General features: G+C 72.3%; 18 protein-coding genes. 4 read left to right on the top strand and 14 right to left on the bottom strand.

Annotated features, from left to right (window positions below; genetic code table 11):
- Positions 1-27: 27 nt before the first annotated feature.
- From hemL to hemE, 10 genes are all read right to left on the bottom strand, one after another.
- Positions 28-1,350, bottom strand: a complete 1,323-nt coding sequence (hemL, locus tag IR155_RS09945) for a glutamate-1-semialdehyde 2,1-aminomutase (RefSeq protein ID WP_135114675.1) — start codon at positions 1,348-1,350, stop codon at positions 28-30.
- A 381-nt stretch (positions 1,351-1,731) separates the two neighbouring features.
- Positions 1,732-2,715: a porphobilinogen synthase gene (hemB, locus tag IR155_RS09940; RefSeq protein WP_135114674.1), complete on the bottom strand. Its 984-nt coding sequence runs from the start codon at positions 2,713-2,715 to the stop codon at positions 1,732-1,734.
- A complete protein-coding gene (locus tag IR155_RS09935; RefSeq protein ID WP_135114673.1) occupies positions 2,712-3,614 on the bottom strand; it encodes a uroporphyrinogen-III synthase in 903 nt (300 codons plus the stop codon). Before IR155_RS09935 ends, hemB begins: the two co-directional genes overlap by 4 nt.
- On the bottom strand, positions 3,611-4,636 hold the full coding sequence (hemC, locus tag IR155_RS09930; RefSeq protein WP_233441172.1) for a hydroxymethylbilane synthase: 1,026 nt from the start codon (positions 4,634-4,636) through the stop codon (positions 3,611-3,613). The genes IR155_RS09935 and hemC overlap by 4 nt, the downstream gene beginning before the upstream one ends.
- Positions 4,633-5,340: a hydrogen peroxide-dependent heme synthase gene (hemQ, locus tag IR155_RS09925; protein ID WP_135114672.1), complete on the bottom strand. Its 708-nt coding sequence runs from the start codon at positions 5,338-5,340 to the stop codon at positions 4,633-4,635. The genes hemC and hemQ overlap by 4 nt, the downstream gene beginning before the upstream one ends.
- Positions 5,341-5,468: 128 nt before the next feature.
- A complete protein-coding gene (locus tag IR155_RS09920; protein ID WP_233441171.1) occupies positions 5,469-5,756 on the bottom strand; it encodes a hypothetical protein in 288 nt (95 codons plus the stop codon).
- On the bottom strand, positions 5,746-6,138 hold the full coding sequence (locus IR155_RS09915; RefSeq protein WP_233441170.1) for a phage holin family protein: 393 nt from the start codon (positions 6,136-6,138) through the stop codon (positions 5,746-5,748). Before IR155_RS09915 ends, IR155_RS09920 begins: the two co-directional genes overlap by 11 nt.
- Positions 6,139-6,176: 38 nt before the next feature.
- Positions 6,177-6,530, bottom strand: a complete 354-nt coding sequence (locus IR155_RS09910) for a hypothetical protein (RefSeq protein WP_135114670.1) — start codon at positions 6,528-6,530, stop codon at positions 6,177-6,179.
- A 242-nt stretch (positions 6,531-6,772) separates the two neighbouring features.
- A complete protein-coding gene (hemG, locus tag IR155_RS09905) occupies positions 6,773-8,218 on the bottom strand; it encodes a protoporphyrinogen oxidase (protein ID WP_135114669.1) in 1,446 nt (481 codons plus the stop codon).
- A 1-nt stretch (position 8,219) separates the two neighbouring features.
- The gene (hemE, locus tag IR155_RS09900) at positions 8,220-9,254 is read right to left on the bottom strand and encodes a uroporphyrinogen decarboxylase (RefSeq protein ID WP_135114668.1); all 1,035 of its coding nucleotides are present in this window, start codon (positions 9,252-9,254) and stop codon (positions 8,220-8,222) included.
- A 132-nt stretch (positions 9,255-9,386) separates the two neighbouring features.
- On the opposite strand from hemE, the gene IR155_RS09895 reads away from it, so the two are divergent.
- Complete coding sequence (locus IR155_RS09895) at positions 9,387-10,670, top strand: glutamyl-tRNA reductase (RefSeq protein WP_135114667.1); 1,284 nt, start codon at positions 9,387-9,389, stop codon at positions 10,668-10,670.
- 154 nt (positions 10,671-10,824) lie between these two features.
- Positions 10,825-11,406, top strand: coding sequence for an HhH-GPD-type base excision DNA repair protein (locus IR155_RS09890; RefSeq protein ID WP_135114666.1), 582 nt, complete (start codon positions 10,825-10,827; stop codon positions 11,404-11,406).
- Between the two features lie 446 nt (positions 11,407-11,852).
- Here IR155_RS09890 and IR155_RS09880 read toward each other — a convergent pair whose 3' ends face one another.
- On the bottom strand, positions 11,853-13,238 hold the full coding sequence (locus tag IR155_RS09880; protein ID WP_135114665.1) for a glycine--tRNA ligase: 1,386 nt from the start codon (positions 13,236-13,238) through the stop codon (positions 11,853-11,855).
- Positions 13,239-13,413: 175 nt separating this feature from the next.
- Here IR155_RS09880 and IR155_RS09875 point away from each other — a divergent pair, with 175 nt between their 5' ends.
- Positions 13,414-14,199 carry an LLM class flavin-dependent oxidoreductase gene (locus IR155_RS09875; RefSeq protein ID WP_135114664.1) on the top strand — a complete coding sequence of 262 codons (786 nt, stop codon included), beginning with the start codon at positions 13,414-13,416 and terminating at the stop codon, positions 14,197-14,199.
- On the opposite strand, the gene IR155_RS09870 is transcribed toward IR155_RS09875, so the two are convergent.
- The 3 genes from IR155_RS09870 to IR155_RS09860 all read right to left on the bottom strand — a co-directional run bounded on the left by IR155_RS09870 (position 14,200) and on the right by IR155_RS09860 (position 16,230).
- The gene (locus tag IR155_RS09870; RefSeq protein WP_135114663.1) at positions 14,200-15,150 is read right to left on the bottom strand and encodes a neutral zinc metallopeptidase; all 951 of its coding nucleotides are present in this window, start codon (positions 15,148-15,150) and stop codon (positions 14,200-14,202) included.
- A complete protein-coding gene (locus tag IR155_RS09865; protein ID WP_228066987.1) occupies positions 15,147-15,458 on the bottom strand; it encodes a hypothetical protein in 312 nt (103 codons plus the stop codon). Before IR155_RS09865 ends, IR155_RS09870 begins: the two co-directional genes overlap by 4 nt.
- 79 nt (positions 15,459-15,537) lie before the next feature.
- Complete coding sequence (locus IR155_RS09860; RefSeq protein WP_135114662.1) at positions 15,538-16,230, bottom strand: GNAT family N-acetyltransferase; 693 nt, start codon at positions 16,228-16,230, stop codon at positions 15,538-15,540.
- A 143-nt stretch (positions 16,231-16,373) separates the two neighbouring features.
- Here IR155_RS09860 and IR155_RS09855 point away from each other — a divergent pair, with 143 nt between their 5' ends.
- Positions 16,374-17,813 carry an MFS transporter gene (locus tag IR155_RS09855; protein WP_135114661.1) on the top strand — a complete coding sequence of 480 codons (1,440 nt, stop codon included), beginning with the start codon at positions 16,374-16,376 and terminating at the stop codon, positions 17,811-17,813.
- Positions 17,814-17,858: the final 45 nt, after the last annotated feature.

Genomic DNA, 17,858 nt, shown 5'->3' with positions numbered 1-17,858 from the left:
TCCTCCTCGTGCGAAGCCGCGCTCGGCTCAGCCCTCCGCAGCGGCGGCCGCCCGCGCGGCCGCGGGAAGCGCGTCGACGATGCGCGAGAGTGCCGCGTCGTCGTGCGCGGCGGTGAGGAACCAGGCCTCGAACACGCTCGGCGGAAGCGAGACGCCCCCGTCGAGCATCGCGTGGAAGAACGGGCGGTAGCGGAACGCCTGCTGGGCCTTGGCCCCGGGGTAGTCGCGCGGGGCCTCGGCGGCGAACACGGGGTTGAACAGGCTGCCCGCGCGAGAGATGGCGTGCTCGACACCCGCCTCGGTCAGCGCGGCCGACACCTCGAGAGCCACCCGGTCGGCGGCCTCGTCCACCGCGGCGTAGACCTCGGGCGTCGCGAGCTGCAGCGTCTTGATGCCCGCCGCGACCGACAGCGGGTTCCCCGACAGCGTGCCTGCCTGGTACACCGGGCCGACCGGCGCGAGTTGCTCCATCACCGCCGCCTTGCCGCCGAGGGCGGCCAGCGGCATCCCCCCGCCGATGACCTTGCCGAAGGTGATGAGGTCGGGCTCGTAGCGCTCCCCGGCCTCGACCTGCAGGCCCCAGTACCCGGCCGGTCCGACGCGGAAGCCGGTCAGCACCTCGTCCAGGATGAGCAGCGCGCCGTGCTCGTGCGCGATGGAGGCGAGCCCGGCGTTGTAGCCATCCGCGGGGCGCACGACGCCCATGTTCGCGGGGGCCGCCTCGACGATGATCGCCGCGATCTGGTCGCCGCGCTCGGCGAAGATCGCGCGCACCGCGTCGAGGTCGCCGTACGGCGCCACCAGGGTCTGCGCCGCGATGGGCGCCGGAACGCCGGCGGTGCCGGGAAGCGCGAGCGTCGCGAGACCGGATCCGGCCGCGGCGAGGAGGCCGTCCGAGTGCCCGTGGTAGTTGCCGTCGAACTTGACCAGCAGGTCGCGGCCGGTCACACCGCGCGCGAGCCGGATGGCCGTCATCGTCGCCTCGGTGCCGGTCGAGACGAGGCGCACCTGCTCGACGGGGTTCAGCCCGCCGGCCGTGACACGCTCCGCCACCAGATCGGCGAGCTCGACCTCGCCCTCGGTCGGGGCGCCGAACGACAGGCCGCGCGTCGCGGCCTCCCGGACCGCCTCCACGACCTCCGGATGCGCGTGGCCGAGCAGCGCGGGCCCCCACGACGCGACGAGGTCGACGTACTCGCGGCCATCCGCGTCGGTGATGTACGCCCCGCGCGCCGACTGCACGAACCGCGGCGTGCCGCCCACCGAGCCGTACGCCCGTACCGGCGAGTTCACACCGCCGGGGATGACCTCACGGGCGTGGGCGAACAGGGTCTCGTTGCGATCGGCCATGAGTCCATTGTCTCGCGTTGCGCCTGGACGCATCCGCCGACGTCGCGTCGCCGGCCCTGCTCCGCCGCGAAGGATGACCGGTCGGGCGAGATCCGTGTTGCCAGCGCCCGCACTTCCCCGAGTCGCCGGAATGAAACGGCGGTTCGGGGCAACCGCGCGGCCCCCTGCCCCGAAGTGCCGGAATCAAGCGGTGGTTCGGGGCAACCAGCCACTCCGTGTCCCCAAAGTGCCGCAACAAAGCGGCAGCTCGGGGTCACGAGCCGCGTTGTGTCCCCGAAGTAGCGGTATGAAGCGGCAACTCGGCGTCACACCCTCCGGATGCGTCAGCCGTTTCGGCTCCCTCGCTGCGCTCGGTCGCTCAACGACCGGAGGGGGTCGAGCCTAGAGCTCGTCCCGCAGCCACCCCGCGGCCTCGACGGCCCAGTAGGTGAGGATGGCGTCGGCGCCCGCGCGGCGGATGCCCAGCAGCGACTCGAGGATCGCGCCGCGGCGGTCGATCCAGCCGTTCGCGCTCGCGGCCTCGACCATCGAGTACTCGCCCGAGACCTGGTAGGCCCACACCGGCACGTCCACGGACGCGCGCACGTCGGCGAGCACATCCAGGTACGGCATCGCCGGCTTGACCATGACGATGTCGGCGCCCTCCTCGACGTCGAGGAGGGCCTCCTTCACTCCCTCGCGGCCGTTGCCGGGGTCGAGCTGGTAGGTGCGGCGGTCGCCCTTCAGCTGCGAGTCGACGGCCTCGCGGAAGGGGCCGTAGAACGCCCCGGCGTACTTCGCCGAGTACGCGAGGATCAGCGTGTCGGTGAAGCCCTCAGCGTCGAGCGCCTCGCGCACCGCGGCGACCTGGCCGTCCATCATCCCCGACAGGCCGAGCAGCGCCGATCCGGCCCGTGCCTGCGCGAGACCCATGGCGGTGTACCGCTCGAGCGTTGCGTCGTTGTCGACCGATCCGTCGGCGGTGAGCACGCCGCAGTGCCCGTGGTCGGTGAACTCGTCGAGGCACAGGTCGGTCTGCACAACGAGCGCGTCGCCGACCTCGGCGACGACCGCCTCGGTCGCGACGTTCAGGATTCCCTGCGGGTCGTCGGCGCCGGATCCGGTCGCGTCTCGCGTCGCGGGCACGCCGAACAGCATGATGCCGCCCACCCCGGCCGCGGCGGCGTCGGCGGCGGCGCGACGCAGCGAGTCGAGGGTGTGCTGCTGCACACCGGGCATCGACGAGATCGCCGCGGGCTCGGTCAGGCCCTCGCGCACGAACGCGGGAAGCACGAGCTGCGACGGCACGAGATGGGTCTCGCGCACCAGCCGCCGCACCGCGGGCGACTGACGAAGCCGGCGCGGGCGGTGGGTGGGGAAACTCATCGGGGAGTCTCCTGCGGCTCCTCCGTGACGGTCTCGATGAGGCCGGTCGGCGAGGGATCCACGCGGATCGTGCCGGTCGCCACGGGCCCCGTCGCCGGGATGGCGAGCGCCTCCGCGGTCGGCTCGGGCACCGGGATGGCCTCGAGCGCCTGGATGAGCGAGTCGATCGTCTGCTCGGGCGCGATCACGTGGATCGGCAGCCCGATGAGGTCTGCATCGTGCGCGGTGCGCGGGCCGATGGCGGCGATGACCGTGCTGTCGGCGATGTGCGGGAACTGCTCGCGCACCTGCTCGGCGACCGAACCGGACGTGACGAGGATGGCGTTGATCCGGCCCGTCACGACGTCGCGCACGACATTCTCCTTGGCCGGCACGCCCACGGTGCGGTAGGCGACGACGCTGCGGACGTCATGCCCGGCGGCGATGAGCATCTCGGTGAGCACGGGCTTCGCGATCTCGCTGCGGAGCGTCAGGATGCGCCGCGGCTCGGGCTCGAGGCCGTTCATCTGGCGGGCCATTCCCGCGGCGGAGTTGTCGCTCTCGGGAACCAGGTCGACGCGGTAGCCGACCGCGCTGAGCGCGGCGGCGGTCGTCTCGCCGACGGCGGCGATCTTCGTCTCGTCGGGGATCTTCGCGTCGTACGCGTAGAGGACGTCGACGGTCGTCGCGCTCGTGACCGTGAGCCAGTCGAATCGGCCGGCGGCGAGGTCGGCGAGGGCCGCCTCGAGCGTCGCGGAGTCGTCGGTCGGGGCGAAGTTGATGAGCGGGGCGATCACGGGGACCGCGCCCTGCGAGCGGAGGGTGGCCGCGACGCCGTCGCCCCAGGGACCGCCGCGCGGCACGAGGACGCGCCAGCCGGTCAAGGGCTTCTCCGGGCGATGAGTGGAAGCTGTGTTCATGAGGGGGACTCTCGGGGTACGAGGTCGGCCGCCCCACGTTCGAGCAGCCGACGAGCGATACCGTCTCCGATATCGCGCGCGTGGTCGATCTGATCCACGCCATCGGCAGCATCCGCACCGTTGCCGCTGCCCTGTCGATGAATATACCCCCGACCCGGCGTGTCGAACGACACGGTCTCGGTGAGCGCAACGTTCACGACCTGCTGGCCGTCCGGGCCGTACACTCCGGCCTGCACGTGAAGCCGGTCGCCCTCGAAGCGGGCGTGAACGCCCACCGGTGCGTGGCATCCGGCCTCGATCCCGCCGAGCACCGTGCGCTCGACCGTCACCGCGAAGCGGGTCGCGGGGTCGTCGAGCCGGCGGATGGCGGCGAGGAGCTCGGGATCCGCATCCGCGCGCGTCTCGACCGCGAGAGCGCCCTGGCCGGCGGCCGTCGGCCAGACGCCGAGGTCGCGCTGCTCGTAGTGAAGCGGCGTCTCCGGCCCCAGGCGGTCGAGGCCGGCCGCGGCGAGGACGATCGCCGAGAGCTCGCCGTCGACGACGCGCTGCATCCTCGAGTCGACGTTTCCGCGCAGATCGTGGATGCGCAGCCCGGGGTTCGCCCGCAGCACCTGCGCGATGCGCCGCGGCGATCCGGTGCCGATGACCGATCCCGCGGGGAGCTGCTCGAGCGGCGTCCCGTCGCGGGTCAGGATGACGTCGCGCGCGTCGGCGCGCACGGGCGTCGCCGCGATCTCGAGTTCCTCCGGCTGTGCCGTCGGCAGATCCTTCAGCGAGTGGACGAGCAGGTCGCACTCCCCCGCCGCCAGCGCCTCGCGCAACCGGGTGGCGAACACTCCCGTGCCGCCGAGCTGCGACAGCGAACCGCGGTTCGTGTCGCCCTCGGACACGATCTGCACGAGCTCGACCGGGCGACCCGAGACCTCCTCGAGCGCGCGCGCCACGTGACCCGACTGGGTCATCGCGAGGGCGCTGCGTCGTGTGCCGAGGCGGATCGGCGCGCCGGCCGTGACCCCGGTCACTGCAGGATCTCGGCGATCTCGGCGATCTCGACGCGTCGGCCGGTGAAGAACGGCACCTCCTCGCGCACGTGACGGCGCGCCTCGGTGTAACGCAGCTCGCGCATCATGTCGACGAGGTCGGTGAGCTCATCCGCCTCCATGGGAAGCATCCACTCGTAGTCGCCGAGGGCGAAGGAGGCCATGGTGTTGGCGGTGACGCCGCGGAAGGCGGCGCCCTTCATGCCGTGGTCGCGGAGCATCGCGCTGCGCTCCTCCTCCGGCAGCAGATACCACTCGTAGCTGCGCACGAACGGGTAGACGGTGAGCCACCCCTTGGCGGGGATGCCGCGCATGTAGCCGGGCACGTGGCGCTTGTTGAACTCGGCGTCGCGGTGCACGGCCATCGCGTTCCAGGTCGGCAGCAGCGGAGAGAGCAGGTCGGTGCGGCGCAGGCGGCGCACGGCGCGCTGCAGGTCCTCCGGCACGGGGCCGTGGATCCACACCATCAGGTCGGCGTCGGCACGCAGCCCGCTGACGTCGTAGAAGCCGCGCACCGTCACACCGCCCTCGGCGAGGTACGTGACGATGTCCTCGAGCTCGATCGCGTCGGCCGGGCCCACGGGCTGCGCGGGGTTGCGGCGCCACACGGCCCAGAGGCTGTAGCTGTCGCCGTCGACCTCGGGCTCGGCGGGCGCGGCGGAGGGAGCGTGATGCGGGTCAGCCATGGATCCATCCTCCCTCTCGCCTCGGCGGAGGCAAAACGCGGCAGGTCACGACGGGGTCTCACTTCCCGGCCTCGGGCTCGCTCGTCGAACGAGCGGGCCTCCGGCTCGGGCTCTGCCGCCGCGGTGGATCAGCGGGCGATCAGTCGCGCGACGCCCCAGATCGCGGCGCCGACCGCGACGGCGACGCCGACGGCCGCGGCGAGCGCGAGCCCCGGCTCACGGTCGGCGAAGGCGCGGGCCTTGACGGCGCCCGCCTCGAGCTTCTCGGAGGCGCGGGCGGGAAGGTTCGCCTTGTGCTCGATCGCGGCGAGCGCGGCCGAGAGCTCCGCACGGGCGCGCTCGACGGGATCCGTGATCCCGCTGGGCACGACGGTGCGAGGCGTCTGGCTCGTGTAGCGCACGGCGTCAGTACTCACTGGCGGCCTCCTTCACGATCTGGATGTCCGTCTTCGCGGCCGAGAAGGGACTCTCCCGCTTGCCGATCTTCTTGTAGAAGGCGAGGCCGATGAACCCGGCGACGATGGCCAGCACGACTCCCACGCCCATCACGATGAGCGCCGACGCCCAGACGGGCAGCCACAGCGAGAGCAGGGCGACGAGGAACGTCAGGAAGAGCGGCACGACCCACGCAATGAAGAACAGGCCGACGAACATCATCCCGGTGCCGATGCCGGCGTCGGTGGCGGTCTTGACGAGCCAGCCCTTGATGGCGTTGAACTCGGCGACGATCAGGTTCTTGACCAGCTGCGGCACGTCGCCGACGAGGGTGAAGAGTCCGTCGTCTGCGCGGTCCCGCACGGGCGAGCCCCGACCGTCGCGCCGAGGCGACTGGATGCTCATTTCGTGCCAGCCACCTTCTTGACGTCGGTGCCGTCCGTGTCGGCGGCCTTCTTGACGTCGTCGGCCGCGTCCTTCGTCGCGTCCAGTGCGGCGTCGAGCTTGCTGCCGGGAGTGCCCTGCTTGTTCACGGCCTTGGCGACGCCGACGGCGCCGTTCCACGCGGCGCGCGGCAGCGCCATGGCGCTGGACGTCGCGAGCTTCTTCGCCTTGCCGACCTGCTCCTGCACCGGGTCCATGTTCCAGACCTTGAGCGCCTGGGTCTTGATCTGCTCGTAGCGCTCACGGCCCGCACGAGTGCCGAGCACGTAGCCCGCACCGAGGCCGATCACGAGTCCCAATTTCCCCCGCATGGGTTCTCCTCACGTCGTAGGGCCGCGCTGCGCGCGAGCCCGCCAATGGATCTGCGAGTGCTGCGTTCGTGTTCGAGAGTAGCCCTGTATTCCGATCTCGGCATCCGGTTGCGGTCGGCAGGGTCACCCGCTAAGGGCGCGTCGCGCACGCGGTTCGGGCGCCGCGAAACGCGGAGGATCCCGCGAGATGCGGAGATCCGCGACCGGATCATCCTCGGTTCGCGGGATCTCCTGGCGCGCGCTCAGCCGAACAGCGCGCCCCGGCGCACGCGATCGGCCTCTTCGGCCGCGTCGGGCACCACCTGGGCGAGGCCGGTCCCCGCGAGCCAGGCGCCCGCAGCACCGAGGGAGGGGACGGATCGGATCGCCTCGCGGGTGCGCTCGGTCGCTTCGCGCAGCCCGATCGTCGCCGCGGGCTGCGACTGCGCGAAGCGCGCGATGGCGAATCCCCGCAGCTGCGCGCGCTTGAGCGGCACGCCGAGCAGCGCGGACGCCTCCTCCACCGCCAGCGCGGCGATCTCGTCGTCCGCCATCCCGTCGGTCACGGGCGCCTCGCCCTGCGCGCCGAACGACACCCGGACGACCTGGCGCCGCGAGCCGGCCCGCTCGGCGATCCAGCTCCACTTGGCGCTCGCGTGGGTGAGGGCCTTCGCGCGGAAGGCGCCGGGCACGGTGAGCACGCCGGTGCCGCGCGGCGCGGCCGCGAGTTCGGGGGCGTCGAGCACGAGCGTGACGACGTGGACGACCGGACCGGGGGCAGGTGGCTCGGCCGCGAGGCCGGGCACATGCGGGGCGAGCAGCGCGCGGGCGGCCGACTCCTCGGTCGCCACGATCACGACATCCGCCTCGACCGTCTCCTCGCCGACCCGGATGCGCCATCCGCCTCCCGCTCGGTCGAGCGACGCGACCGGAGTCGTCGTGCGGAGGTCGACCCCCTGCTCGCGCAGCGACGCGGCGAGCGCGTCGACGAGCCGGCCGATGCCGCCGGCGAGGCCCTGGACCGCGGCTCCCGGCGCCTTGCCCTCGCCGGAGCGGGCGGCGGTGAGCTCGGCGACCGCGCCCGTCAGCGATCCGGCTCGCGTGAGGGCGGCGTTCAGGCCGGGGGCGGCGATGTCGGGGTCGATGTCGTCGGGCCGCGCCGAGTAGACGCCGCTGGTCACGGGGGCGACGAGCCGGTCGAGCACCGCTGAGCCGAGGCGCGAGCGCACGAGGCGGCCGAGGCTGCGCTCGTGGCCGATGGTCAGCGGCGGGCGCAGCCGGTCGAGGTACGCGCGCCACGCGCCGGCCCAGCCGATCACCCGGCGGACGTCCTCCGCGAACGGGTTCGCCGGGATGCCCAGGATGCCGCCCTTCGGCAGCGGCGCCGCCTTGCCGCCGGGAAGTCCGGCGACCCACGCGCCCGCGCGGTTCGGCTCGACGACCGCGTCGCCGAGGCCCAGCTCGTCGATGAGGCGCCGCACGTGCCCGCCGCGGGTGGCGAAGCTCTCGGCGCCGAGGTCGAGCGCGATGCCGTCGACTTCGCCGGAGCGGATGGCGCCGCCGAGGCGATCGGTCGCCTCGAGCAGCGTCACGGTCATCCCGACCTTGGCGAACTCCCGCGCGGCGACGAGCCCCGCGATCCCACCGCCGATCACCGCGACGCGGGTTGCGTGCGCGTGCTCGAACAGACTCCCGACGTCGGCGGTCATGTCAGAGCGAGTGGACGAGCTCGACGACGCGCGTCAGGACGGTCGGGTCGGTCTCGGGCGGCACGCCGTGGCCGAGGTTGACGACGTGGGCGCGCGCCGCGCGGCCGCGTTCGACGACGCCGCGCACGTGCTGCTCGAGCACCTCCCACGGGGCGCCGAGCAGCGCGGGGTCGATGTTCCCCTGCAGCGTCGTGTCGGGGCCGATGATCGCCGCGGCCTCGTCGAGCGGCAGGCGCCAGTCGACGCCGACGGCCGACGCCACCCCGTCGAGGCGCATGTCGCCGAGGAACGGACCGGTGCCGACGCCGAAGTGGATGACCGGGACGGGCAGATCCTGCACCGCCGCCTTCGAATGCGGCGCGACGAAGCGGCGGAAGACATCCGGATCCAGCGATCCGGCCCACGAGTCGAACAGCTGCACCGCGGCGGCGCCCGCCTCGATCTGCGCCCGAAGGAACGCGCGCGAGACGCCGGAGAGCCAGCCGGCGAGGCGATGCCACGAGTCGGGATCCGCCTGCATCATCGCCCGGGCGCGGAGGTGCTCCTTCGAGGGACCGCCCTCGACGAGGTACGCCGCGAGGGTGAACGGCGCACCGGCGAAGCCGATCAGCGGCGTCCCGGTCGTGTCCAGCTCGGCGACCGTGAGGCGCACCGCCTCGCGCACGGGATCCGCGGCCGCGGCGACCTCCGCCGGGTCGATCGCGGTGATCCGCGCGACGTCGTCGGCCGTGCGGATGGGAGACGCGAACACCGGGCCGCGGCCCGGCTCGATCTCGACCTCGATGCCCGCGAGGCGCAGGGGGACGACGATGTCGCTGAAGAAGATGCCGGCGTCGACGCCGTGACGGCGCACCGGCTGCAGCGTGATCTCGGCGGCGAGGTCGGGCGTCAGGCACGCGTCGAGCATCCGCGTGCCGACCCGCAGCTCGCGGTACTCGGGAAGCGAGCGCCCCGCCTGCCGCATGAACCAGATCGGGGCGGTCTCGGGACGGTCACCACGAAGTGCGCGGAGCAGGGGCGCGTCGGCAGAGGGCATTCCCCCATCTTGCCGCGTTCACCTTCAGGATCCCCTGGCCGTCCATCGCGCGGTCCCTCGACGTCGAACCATCCGGGGCGGCCGCCCAGCCGGGACTCAGCCCGCGGTTTCGACGCGGCGTAGAATCGGATCGTGCTGCTGTGTGTCACCGCGAGTCATAAGACTGCGCCCTTCGACGTGCTCGAGCAGCTCTCCGCGCCTGGCGCGGACAAGATCACGCCGCTCATCGCCCCCTCGGTCGACGGCGTCGTCGTGCTCTCGACGTGCAACCGCATCGAGGCGTACGTCGAGACCGACAGCGACGACACCGCCCTGGTGATCGCCGACGCGATGCGCTCGGCCTCGGGCCTGAGCCCCGAGGAGTTCGCCGGCTCCTACGCGGTCAAGACCGACGGTAAGGCGGCCGAGCACCTCTTCGCCGTCGCCGCGGGCCTGGAGTCGGTCGTGATCGGCGAGGGCGAGATCGGCGGCCAGGTGCGCCGCGCGCTCACCGACGCGCGCCAGCTCGGCACGACGACGAGCGACCTGGAGCGGATGTTCCAGCGCGCCACCGAGACGCAGAAGGCGATCAAGAACGCGACGGCCCTCGGCCGCGCGGGCCGCTCGCTCGTCCGCCTCGCTCTCGAGCTGACCGACAGCCGCCTCGCCGACTGGACCACCCAGCGCGTGCTGCTGATGGGAACCGGCATGTACGCGGCGGCCACGATCGCCGCCCTGCGCGAGCGCGGCGTCACCGACATCACTGTGTTCTCCGCCTCCGGCCGCGGGGCGAAGTTCGGCGAGAAGTACGGGATCGCGCACACGACCAAGGCGACCCTCGTCGAGACCGCCATCCGCAGCGACATCATCATCACGTGCACGACAAGCGAGGAGCCGGTCGTGACCCCCGCGACCGTCGCCGGGCTCGACAAGCCGCTGTTCGTGATCGACCTGGGCCTCCCCCGCAACGTCGACCCCGCCGTCGGCGAGCTTCCGGGAGTGACGCTGCTCGACCTCGAGACGATCCGCCTTCACGCGCCGCTCGAGGAGCTGCAGGCGACCGATGCCGCCCGCCAGATGGTGAAGGATGCCGCCGCGCGCTTCACCGACGGACGCCGCGGCCGCAGCGCCCAGCCGGCGATCGTCGCGCTGCGCCAGCACGTGTTCGGCCTGCTCGAGGCCGAGATCGGCCGGCGCCCCGAGGCCGAGGCGGCACTGCGCCACCTCGTCGGCACGCTGCTTCACACCCCCACCGTGCGGGCCGCCGAGTACGCGCGCCAGGGCCGGGCCGATGAGGTGTTCGCCGCGATCGAGACGCTGTTCGGCGTGGACGTGCGCCCCGCGGTCGAGGCCGCGGAGGCCGCCGCGCAGCCGGCCGACGCCGCCGCCGAGCCCGCTGGTGCCTGCCCCGTCACGGGCGCGGCCGCGCTGGGCTGATCTGCTTCGGCGTCCCCCGACGACACGCGCCCACGCCGGGAGCCCATCCATCGCGCGAGGACACATCCGCACGGATGCACTCTCACCGTCCCCGTGCGCGCTCGCGGATCGGCGTGTGATGTCGACCGGCGGAGATCCGACGGACAATGGACCCATGGCCCTCACGATCACCGGCGACGCCGACGCCGACGCGCTGCTGACAGACAACCCGCTCGCTCTGCTCATCGGGATGCTGCTTGATCAGCAGATCGCGATGGAGACGGCGTTCATGGGTCCCGAGAAGATCCGGCAGCGGATCGGATCCGTCGACTCGCGCGAGATCGCGGCCTACGACCCGGAGGCGTTCATCGAGGTGTTCCGGCAGACCCCGGCCGTGCACCGGTTCCCCGGATCGATGGCGGACCGGGTGCGGACGCTCTGCCAGACGATCGTCGACGAGTGGGGCGGCGACGCCGCCGCGATCTGGACACGTCCTTCGAACGGCACCGGCGATCCGGACGGCAAGGAGGTGCTGAAGCGCCTGAAGGCCCTTCCCGGCTTCGGTGACCAGAAGGCCCGGATCTTCCTCGCGCTGCTCGGCAAGCAGTACGGCTTCGCCGGGGCAGGATGGCGCGAGGCCGCCGCACCCTACGGCGAGGAGGGTTCGTTCCGCTCCGTCGCCGACATCACCAGCCCCGAGACCCTCGCGAAGGTGCGCGAGTACAAGCGGGCGGCGAAGGCCGCCGCGAAGGCTTGAGATGCAGCCGACGGGCGGTGACCTCGGCGCCTTCCTGCTCGGCGTGACGCCCGAGCGCCGGCGCACGGACGCGCAGGAGCTGATCGAGCTGATGCGCGAGGTCAGCGGCCGCGATCCCGTGCTGTGGGGGACGATCATCGGCTTCGGCGCGTGCCACTACGTCTACCCGACCGGCACCGAGGGCGACATGCCCGTGCTCGCGTTCTCCCCGCGCAAGACCGCCACGACGATCTACCTCGACGACACGGGCGCCTACCCGGACGAGCTCGCGCGCCTCGGCCCGCACACCACGGGACGCGGCTGTCTCTACCTCAAGAAGCTCGACGCGGTCGATCTGGACGTGCTGCGCGCCATCCTCACGCGCTGCCTCGCCCGCACCGAGGGGGCGGGGCCGAGGGCGTGCGGATCACCGTCACCGGCTGATCCGCCGTCGCCCGCGGCTGGGGTCAGGCCCCGCGCAGGCGCTCGCCGAGGTAGGCGCGCAGGTTCTCGAGCGGCACGCGCTCCTGGCCCATGGTGTCGCGGTCGCGCACCGTCACGGCGCGGTCATCGAGCGAGTCGAAGTCGATCGTCACACACAGCGGCGTGCCGATCTCGTCCTGGCGGCGGTAGCGACGTCCGATCGCGCCGGCGTCGTCGAAGTCGACGTTCCACGTGCCGCGCAGGTCGTCGGCTACCTCGCGCGCAAGCGGCGAGAGGCGCTCGTTGCGAGACAGCGGCAGCACGGCCACCTTCACCGGCGCGAGGCGCGGGTCGAGCTTCAGCACCGTGCGGGTGTCGGTGCCGCCCTTCGCGTTCGGCACCTCCTCCTCGGTGTACGCGTCGATCAGGAACGCCATCATCGAGCGGGTGAGGCCGAACGACGGCTCGATCACGTACGGCACGTACTTCTCGCCCGAGGCCTGGTCGAAGTACTCGAGCTTGCTGCCCGAGGCCTTGATGTGGTTCGTCAGGTCGAAGTCGGTGCGGTTCGCGATGCCCATCAGCTCGCCCCAGCCCTTGCCGGGGAAGCCGAAGTCGTACTCGACGTCGATCGTGCGGTCGGAGTAGTGGGCGCGCTCGCCATCCGGGATGTCGAGCTTGCGCATGTGCGACGGGTCGATGCCCAGGTCGAGGAACCAGTTCCAGCACGCGTCGACCCAGTGATCGAACCACTCGGCGGCATCCGCCGGCGGCACGAAGAACTCGATCTCCATCTGCTCGAACTCGCGCGTGCGGAAGATGAAGTTGCCGGGGGTGATCTCGTTGCGGAACGCCTTGCCGACCTGGCCCACGCCGAACGGCGGCTTCTTGCGCGACGCGGTGAGCACGTTCGCGAAGTTCACGAAGATGCCCTGGGCCGTCTCCGGGCGCAGGTAGTAGAGGCCCGACTCGTCGTCGACGACGCCGAGGTAGGTCTTCACGAGACCCGAGAACGACTTCGGCTCGGTCCACTGACCGCGCGTGCCGCAGTCGGGGCAGGCGATGTCGGCCATGCCGTTCTCGGGCTGGCGGCCCTTCTTCTCCGCGAACGCCTCGATGAGGTGATCCTCGCGGTGACGCTTGTGGCACTGCAGGCACTCGACGAGCGGGTCGGTGAACGTGGCGACGTGGCCCGACGCCTCCCACACCTTCGAGGGCAGGATGATCGACGAGTCGAGGCCGACCATGTCGCCGCGGCCGCGCACGAACGTCTGCCACCACTGGCGGCGGATGTTCTCCTTCAGCTCGGTGCCGAGGGGGCCGTAGTCCCACGCCGACCGCGATCCGCCGTAGATCTCTCCCGCCTGGAAGACGAACCCGCGGTGGCGGGCGAGGCTGATGACCTTGTCGAGGCGGGAGGGCTCGGCCACGGTGGCTCCAATGGTCGGGAAGGATCGGGAGGTGGCGCACCGAGAGGCGCGCGGATACCCCAATCCTAGTTCGTGCCCCGCGCGTGCCCGCCGCCGGCCCTGGGATCCCGCGGCCCGGCGCCCTCGCGAGCGTCGTTGCCTGTCGGATGTCCGTCCCCGCTGTCAGGATGACGGCATGAGCCTCCCCACCCTCGGTGTCATCTTCCGTCCGCAGTCGCCGCCGGAGGCGCTGCGCGAGATCGTCGAAGCGGTCGACGCGACCGACGTCGCTGAGCTGTGGCTCTGGGAGGACTGCTTCTCGGAGGGCGGCATCGCCACCGCGGCGGCGGCCCTCGCGTGGAGCGAGCGCGTGAAGGTCGGCATCGGGCTGCTGCCGGTGCCGCTGCGCAATCCGGCGCTCGCGGCGATGGAGCTCGCGACGCTCGAGCGCCTCGCACCCGGGCGCGTGATCGCTGGGCTCGGGCACGGCGTGCTCGACTGGATGGGGCAGGTGGGTGCGCGCGCCGAGTCGCCGCTCACGCTGCTGCGCGAGTACACAACGGCGGTGCGGGCGCTGCTCGACGGCGAGAAGGTGGATGCCGATGGCCGCTACGTGAAGCTCGACGGCGTCGCGCTCGACTGGGCCCCGCAGGCGCCGCCCGAGCTGGTGCTCGGCGCCACCCGGGAGAAGACCCTGCGCCTCGCGGGCGAGCTCGCCGACGGCGTGCTGCTCGTGGGGGACACCGACGCCGAGGCGCTCCGCTCCGCACGCGCGATCGTCGAGGAGGGGCGCGCCGCATCCGGCCGCGACGGTCTCCCCCGCGTGATCACGTATGCCGAGGTCGATCCCGCCCAGCCCGACCTGCGCGGCGTGCTCCGGGCGCGCGCGGAGGAGCTCGCTGCCGCCGGTGCCGACGCGGTCGCGTTCCACGGCACGTTCGACGCGCCGGATCCGCGGCCCCTGCTCGACGCCCTGGCGTAGTCAGTCGACGTCGGCCGGGCGGGCCGACCAGGTGTCGCAGGCGATCAGCTCGCCGCTGGACAAGCCGGTGGCGATCCACGACAGGTTCGACTCGCCCGTTCCGTGGGTGTCGGTGTCGGTCGGGCCGAACTGCCGGACGAACTCCTCGGCGTCCCGTCCGCTCCAGCCCGCCTGATCCCACGCGGCGAGGGCCTGCGCCCCGAGGCACGTCGCCTGCAGCTCGAAGCGGCGGTTCGCCTCGAGGTCGTCGACGCCGGCGGCGAGAGTGGCGAGTCGCGCGTCCCACAGGCCAGCGAGCCCTTGCAGGTGATGCGCGTACTCGTGGGCGACGACCCACAGCGGCCCGAGGCGCGTGTCGCCGTACTGCCCGAGCACGTGCTGCGCATCGAGGAAGATCGCCGCCGTGTCGACGCAGTACTCGCCCGTCGAGCTGTTCTCGCCGCAGGAGATCTCCGAGAACTCGAGCACCGGGGAGGTGAACTCGAATCCCGCCGCCTCGACGAGCGGCCGGTAGGCCCTGTCGAGGCAGGCGACCGCCTCCACCCCCAGGACGCGCACCTGAGCCTGATCCCGCGGCGAGATCGTCGAGAGCTCACACGAGAACGGGGCGAGGCTCTGGGCCAGGATGGGCGACCGCGTCAGGTACGTCACCGCGTCATCCCGGACCGGATCGAACAGCGTGCCCGAGGGATACGGCACCTCGTGGGCGATGACGAGCGGCGGGGGGAGCCGGCCGGGGACGACGCCGTCGGGCGCCTGCGACTCGGGCAGTCCCGTGGGGCCCGGCGAACCACCCGCGGCGGACGGTGACAGCGACGGCAGTGCCGGGGCGCATCCGGCGAGCGCGAGCACCCCGAGAAGCACCAGGGCAGCACGCCCTCCGCGCCGTCGCCGATCCCGCATGCGACTATCGAGCCACGTCGTGCCCGGCGCGTCAACGGCGGCGCTCATCCCCAGGGTGACGCGCCCTCCCCGGGCCGCAGCGGGCGCAGCCGCGCCGGGGGCCAGGGCAGCTCGTGCGTCTCGTACGGCACGTCGATCGCACCCCAGTCCTCGGTCTTCACGACGACCCGTCCCGGCCCGTCGAGCGTCGCCGGCGAGACGTCCACGATCCGGACCCGGATGGCATCCGCGCCGTCCCGCTCGAGCATCCACGGCTCGGCGAGCCAGGCGAGGCCGATCGCCTCGAGCGCGTCCTCCGCCTCGACCCAGTCGAGCGGACCGCTCACGTCGGCGCCGAACAGCGAGACCGCGACCACTCGTCGCCTTCGGGGCGGATCCAGCCGATCAGCTCGCGATCGATGCCGCGACGGTGCGGGATCCAGTCGGGCCCGAGCATCAGGCGCGCACGAACAAGTATCCGCGCGCGCTGTCGAAGCCCGCGATCTTCAGCCCGCGGCCGAACTGCTCCTCCATCTGGCCGCGCAGGGCCGTGCGCCATTCATGCGCGGCGGCCGGGTCATCCACACGCATCGTCTCGACGTCGCCCGGGATCTCGACCGTGGCGACGACGTCCTCCTCCGCGGGAGGCTTGGCGATGTCCGCGAGGGCCCACTCCACGTCGAGGCGGTCGCTCTCATCGCCCGCGTCGCCGCCGCCGAAGATCCCGTACTGGTTGACGGCGTAGCCGGTCACCCGCGCGCCGAGAACGGTGAGGAAGAAGTGCGCGTTGCGGGCGACGAGCGGGTCGAACGTCCAGGTGATGTTGCCGACCTCGCGCGAGAACGCCCACTGGCGCTGGTGCTCCTTGAGCTCGCGGCCCCAGCCGCGGCCGCGGTACTCGGGCAGCAGGGCGGTGATGTGCGAGTGCATCGTGCGCCGGCCGGGAGCGCCGAAGAAGGCGATCGACGCGCCGACCATGTGCTGCTCGTCGCCGTCGCCGTCGAACAGCCCGACCACGTAGTTGCCCGACTGCTGCAGGGCGCGGAGCGTCCCCGCGTCGATCGTGCGCTCGGACCGACGCAGCGAGTCGAACAGGTCCTGCGCCTGGATGATGAGCTCTACCGTGTCGAGGTCGCGGATGGTTCGCATGGGATCAGTCTCGTGCTTTTCGCAGGCGGTCGCACGCGCGGGCGAGCGGAGGACGTCCGACGACGGCCCCGGGATCGCGGAAGGCCCACCCCCGGTCCCGCCCGGCCGAGCCCTGCCCCTCTGACCGCCGATAGCCTGGCGAGATGGGTGGACGAGATGACAGACGCGCGCTGACGACCTCCACCCCGAAGTGGCTGACGGTCGGCGTGCTGGCGTTCACCGGTCTCTGCTCGGCGTATATGTTCACGCTCGTCGTGCCGATCCAGGCCGAGCTTCCGCACCTGCTGAACGCCGACCGCGACGACACCGCCTGGGTTGTGACCATCACCCTGCTCGTCGCTGCCTGCGCGACGCCGATCTCCGGCCGGCTCGGCGACATGTACGGCAAGCGCCGGATCGTGCTGGTGCTGATCGGCCTCCTGATCGCCGGTTCGCTCGTCGCCGCCCTCGCGGGTGGGATCGGCGGTGTCGTCATCGGGCGCGCGCTGCAGGGCGCCACGACGGGCGTCATCCCGCTGGGCATCGCGATCATGCGCGACGTGCTGCCGCCCGCCCGCCTCGGCACCGCGGTCGCCCTGATGAGCGCCACCATGGGCGTCGGCGGCGCGGTCGGCCTGCCGGTGAGCGCCCTGATCGTCGAGCACCTGAACTGGCACCTGCTGTTCTGGCTGGCTGCCGCCCTCGGCGTCGTGGCGCTCGTGCTGGTGGCGCTGTTCGTGCCGCCGAGCACGCTGCGCACCCCCGGCAGGTTCGACTTCGTCGGCGCCGCCGGGCTCGCGGCGGGACTCGTCGGCGTGCTGCTCGCGATCTCCCGCGGCGCCGACTGGGGATGGCTGTCGCCGGCAACACTCGGATCCGGGATCGGCGGGATCCTGATCCTGCTCCTGTGGGGCTGGTACCAGCTGCGCTCCGCCGATCCGCTTCTCGACCTGCGCGTCGCCGCGCGGCCGACCGTGCTCTTCACGAACCTCGCCGCGATCGGCATGGGCTTCTCGCTGTTCGGCACCAACGTGACGCTGCCGCAGATGCTCGAGCTGCCGGTCGAGTCGGGCGCGGGGCTCGGGCAGACGATGTTCGTATCGGCGCTGATCGTGATGCCGTCCGGCCTCGTGATGCTCGTGATCTCGCCGCTGTCGGGCTGGCTCGAGCGCACCCTCGGCGCGCGGTTCATGCTCGCGTTCGGCACGGGCGCGGTGGGGGTCTCCTACCTGTTCCTGCTGCTGTGGTCGAGCGAGGTCTGGCACCTGCTCGTCGCGAACATCCTGATCGGCGTGGGTGTCGGCTTCAGCTTCGCGGCGATGCCGATGCTCATCATGCGCGCCGTGCCGTCGCACGAGACCGGCGCCTCCAACGGCATCAACGCGCTGTTTCGCTCGCTCGGCACCTCGGTCGCCTCGGCGGTGATGGCCGCGGTCCTCGCGGCGCTCACCGTGAACGTCGGCGGCGTCGCCGTGCCGAGCCGCGACGCGTTCGTGGTCTGCTTCTGGCTCGGCGCCGCGGCCGCGGTCGGCGCGTGCGTGCTCTCGCTGCTCATCCCGCGGCACCCGCACATCGAACACGCGTCGATCCCCGATCGCGCCTGATCCGCGTCCTGCGGTTCCGCTCGGCGACGCGGCGGAGCAGACTGT

Origin of the sequence: Microbacterium paludicola, assembly GCF_015235415.1 — a bacterium.
Classification (GTDB): Bacteria; Actinomycetota; Actinomycetes; order Actinomycetales; family Microbacteriaceae; genus Microbacterium; species Microbacterium paludicola.
Note: the sequence above shows the minus strand (reverse complement) of the source record. Positions and strands in the feature narration are given on the sequence as shown.

What these genes read in the sequence shown, in the direction of transcription:
- hemE (WP_135114668.1), bottom strand. Translation starts at nt 9,254, where the DNA reads ATGCCCTCTGCCGACGCGCCCCTGCTCCGCGCACTTCGTGGTGACCGT.
- IR155_RS09935 (WP_135114673.1), bottom strand. Translation starts at nt 3,614, where the DNA reads ATGAACACAGCTTCCACTCATCGCCCGGAGAAGCCCTTGACCGGCTGG.
- IR155_RS09870 (WP_135114663.1), bottom strand. Translation starts at nt 15,150, where the DNA reads ATGAGCGCCGCCGTTGACGCGCCGGGCACGACGTGGCTCGATAGTCGC.
- IR155_RS09855 (WP_135114661.1), top strand. Translation starts at nt 16,374, where the DNA reads ATGGGTGGACGAGATGACAGACGCGCGCTGACGACCTCCACCCCGAAG.
- IR155_RS09910 (WP_135114670.1), bottom strand. Translation starts at nt 6,530, where the DNA reads ATGCGGGGGAAATTGGGACTCGTGATCGGCCTCGGTGCGGGCTACGTG.
- IR155_RS09860 (WP_135114662.1), bottom strand. Translation starts at nt 16,230, where the DNA reads ATGCGAACCATCCGCGACCTCGACACGGTAGAGCTCATCATCCAGGCG.
- hemQ (WP_135114672.1), bottom strand. Translation starts at nt 5,340, where the DNA reads ATGGCTGACCCGCATCACGCTCCCTCCGCCGCGCCCGCCGAGCCCGAG.
- IR155_RS09875 (WP_135114664.1), top strand. Translation starts at nt 13,414, where the DNA reads ATGAGCCTCCCCACCCTCGGTGTCATCTTCCGTCCGCAGTCGCCGCCG.
- hemL (WP_135114675.1), bottom strand. Translation starts at nt 1,350, where the DNA reads ATGGCCGATCGCAACGAGACCCTGTTCGCCCACGCCCGTGAGGTCATC.
- hemG (WP_135114669.1), bottom strand. Translation starts at nt 8,218, where the DNA reads ATGACCGCCGACGTCGGGAGTCTGTTCGAGCACGCGCACGCAACCCGC.
- hemB (WP_135114674.1), bottom strand. Translation starts at nt 2,715, where the DNA reads ATGAGTTTCCCCACCCACCGCCCGCGCCGGCTTCGTCAGTCGCCCGCG.
- IR155_RS09890 (WP_135114666.1), top strand. Translation starts at nt 10,825, where the DNA reads ATGGCCCTCACGATCACCGGCGACGCCGACGCCGACGCGCTGCTGACA.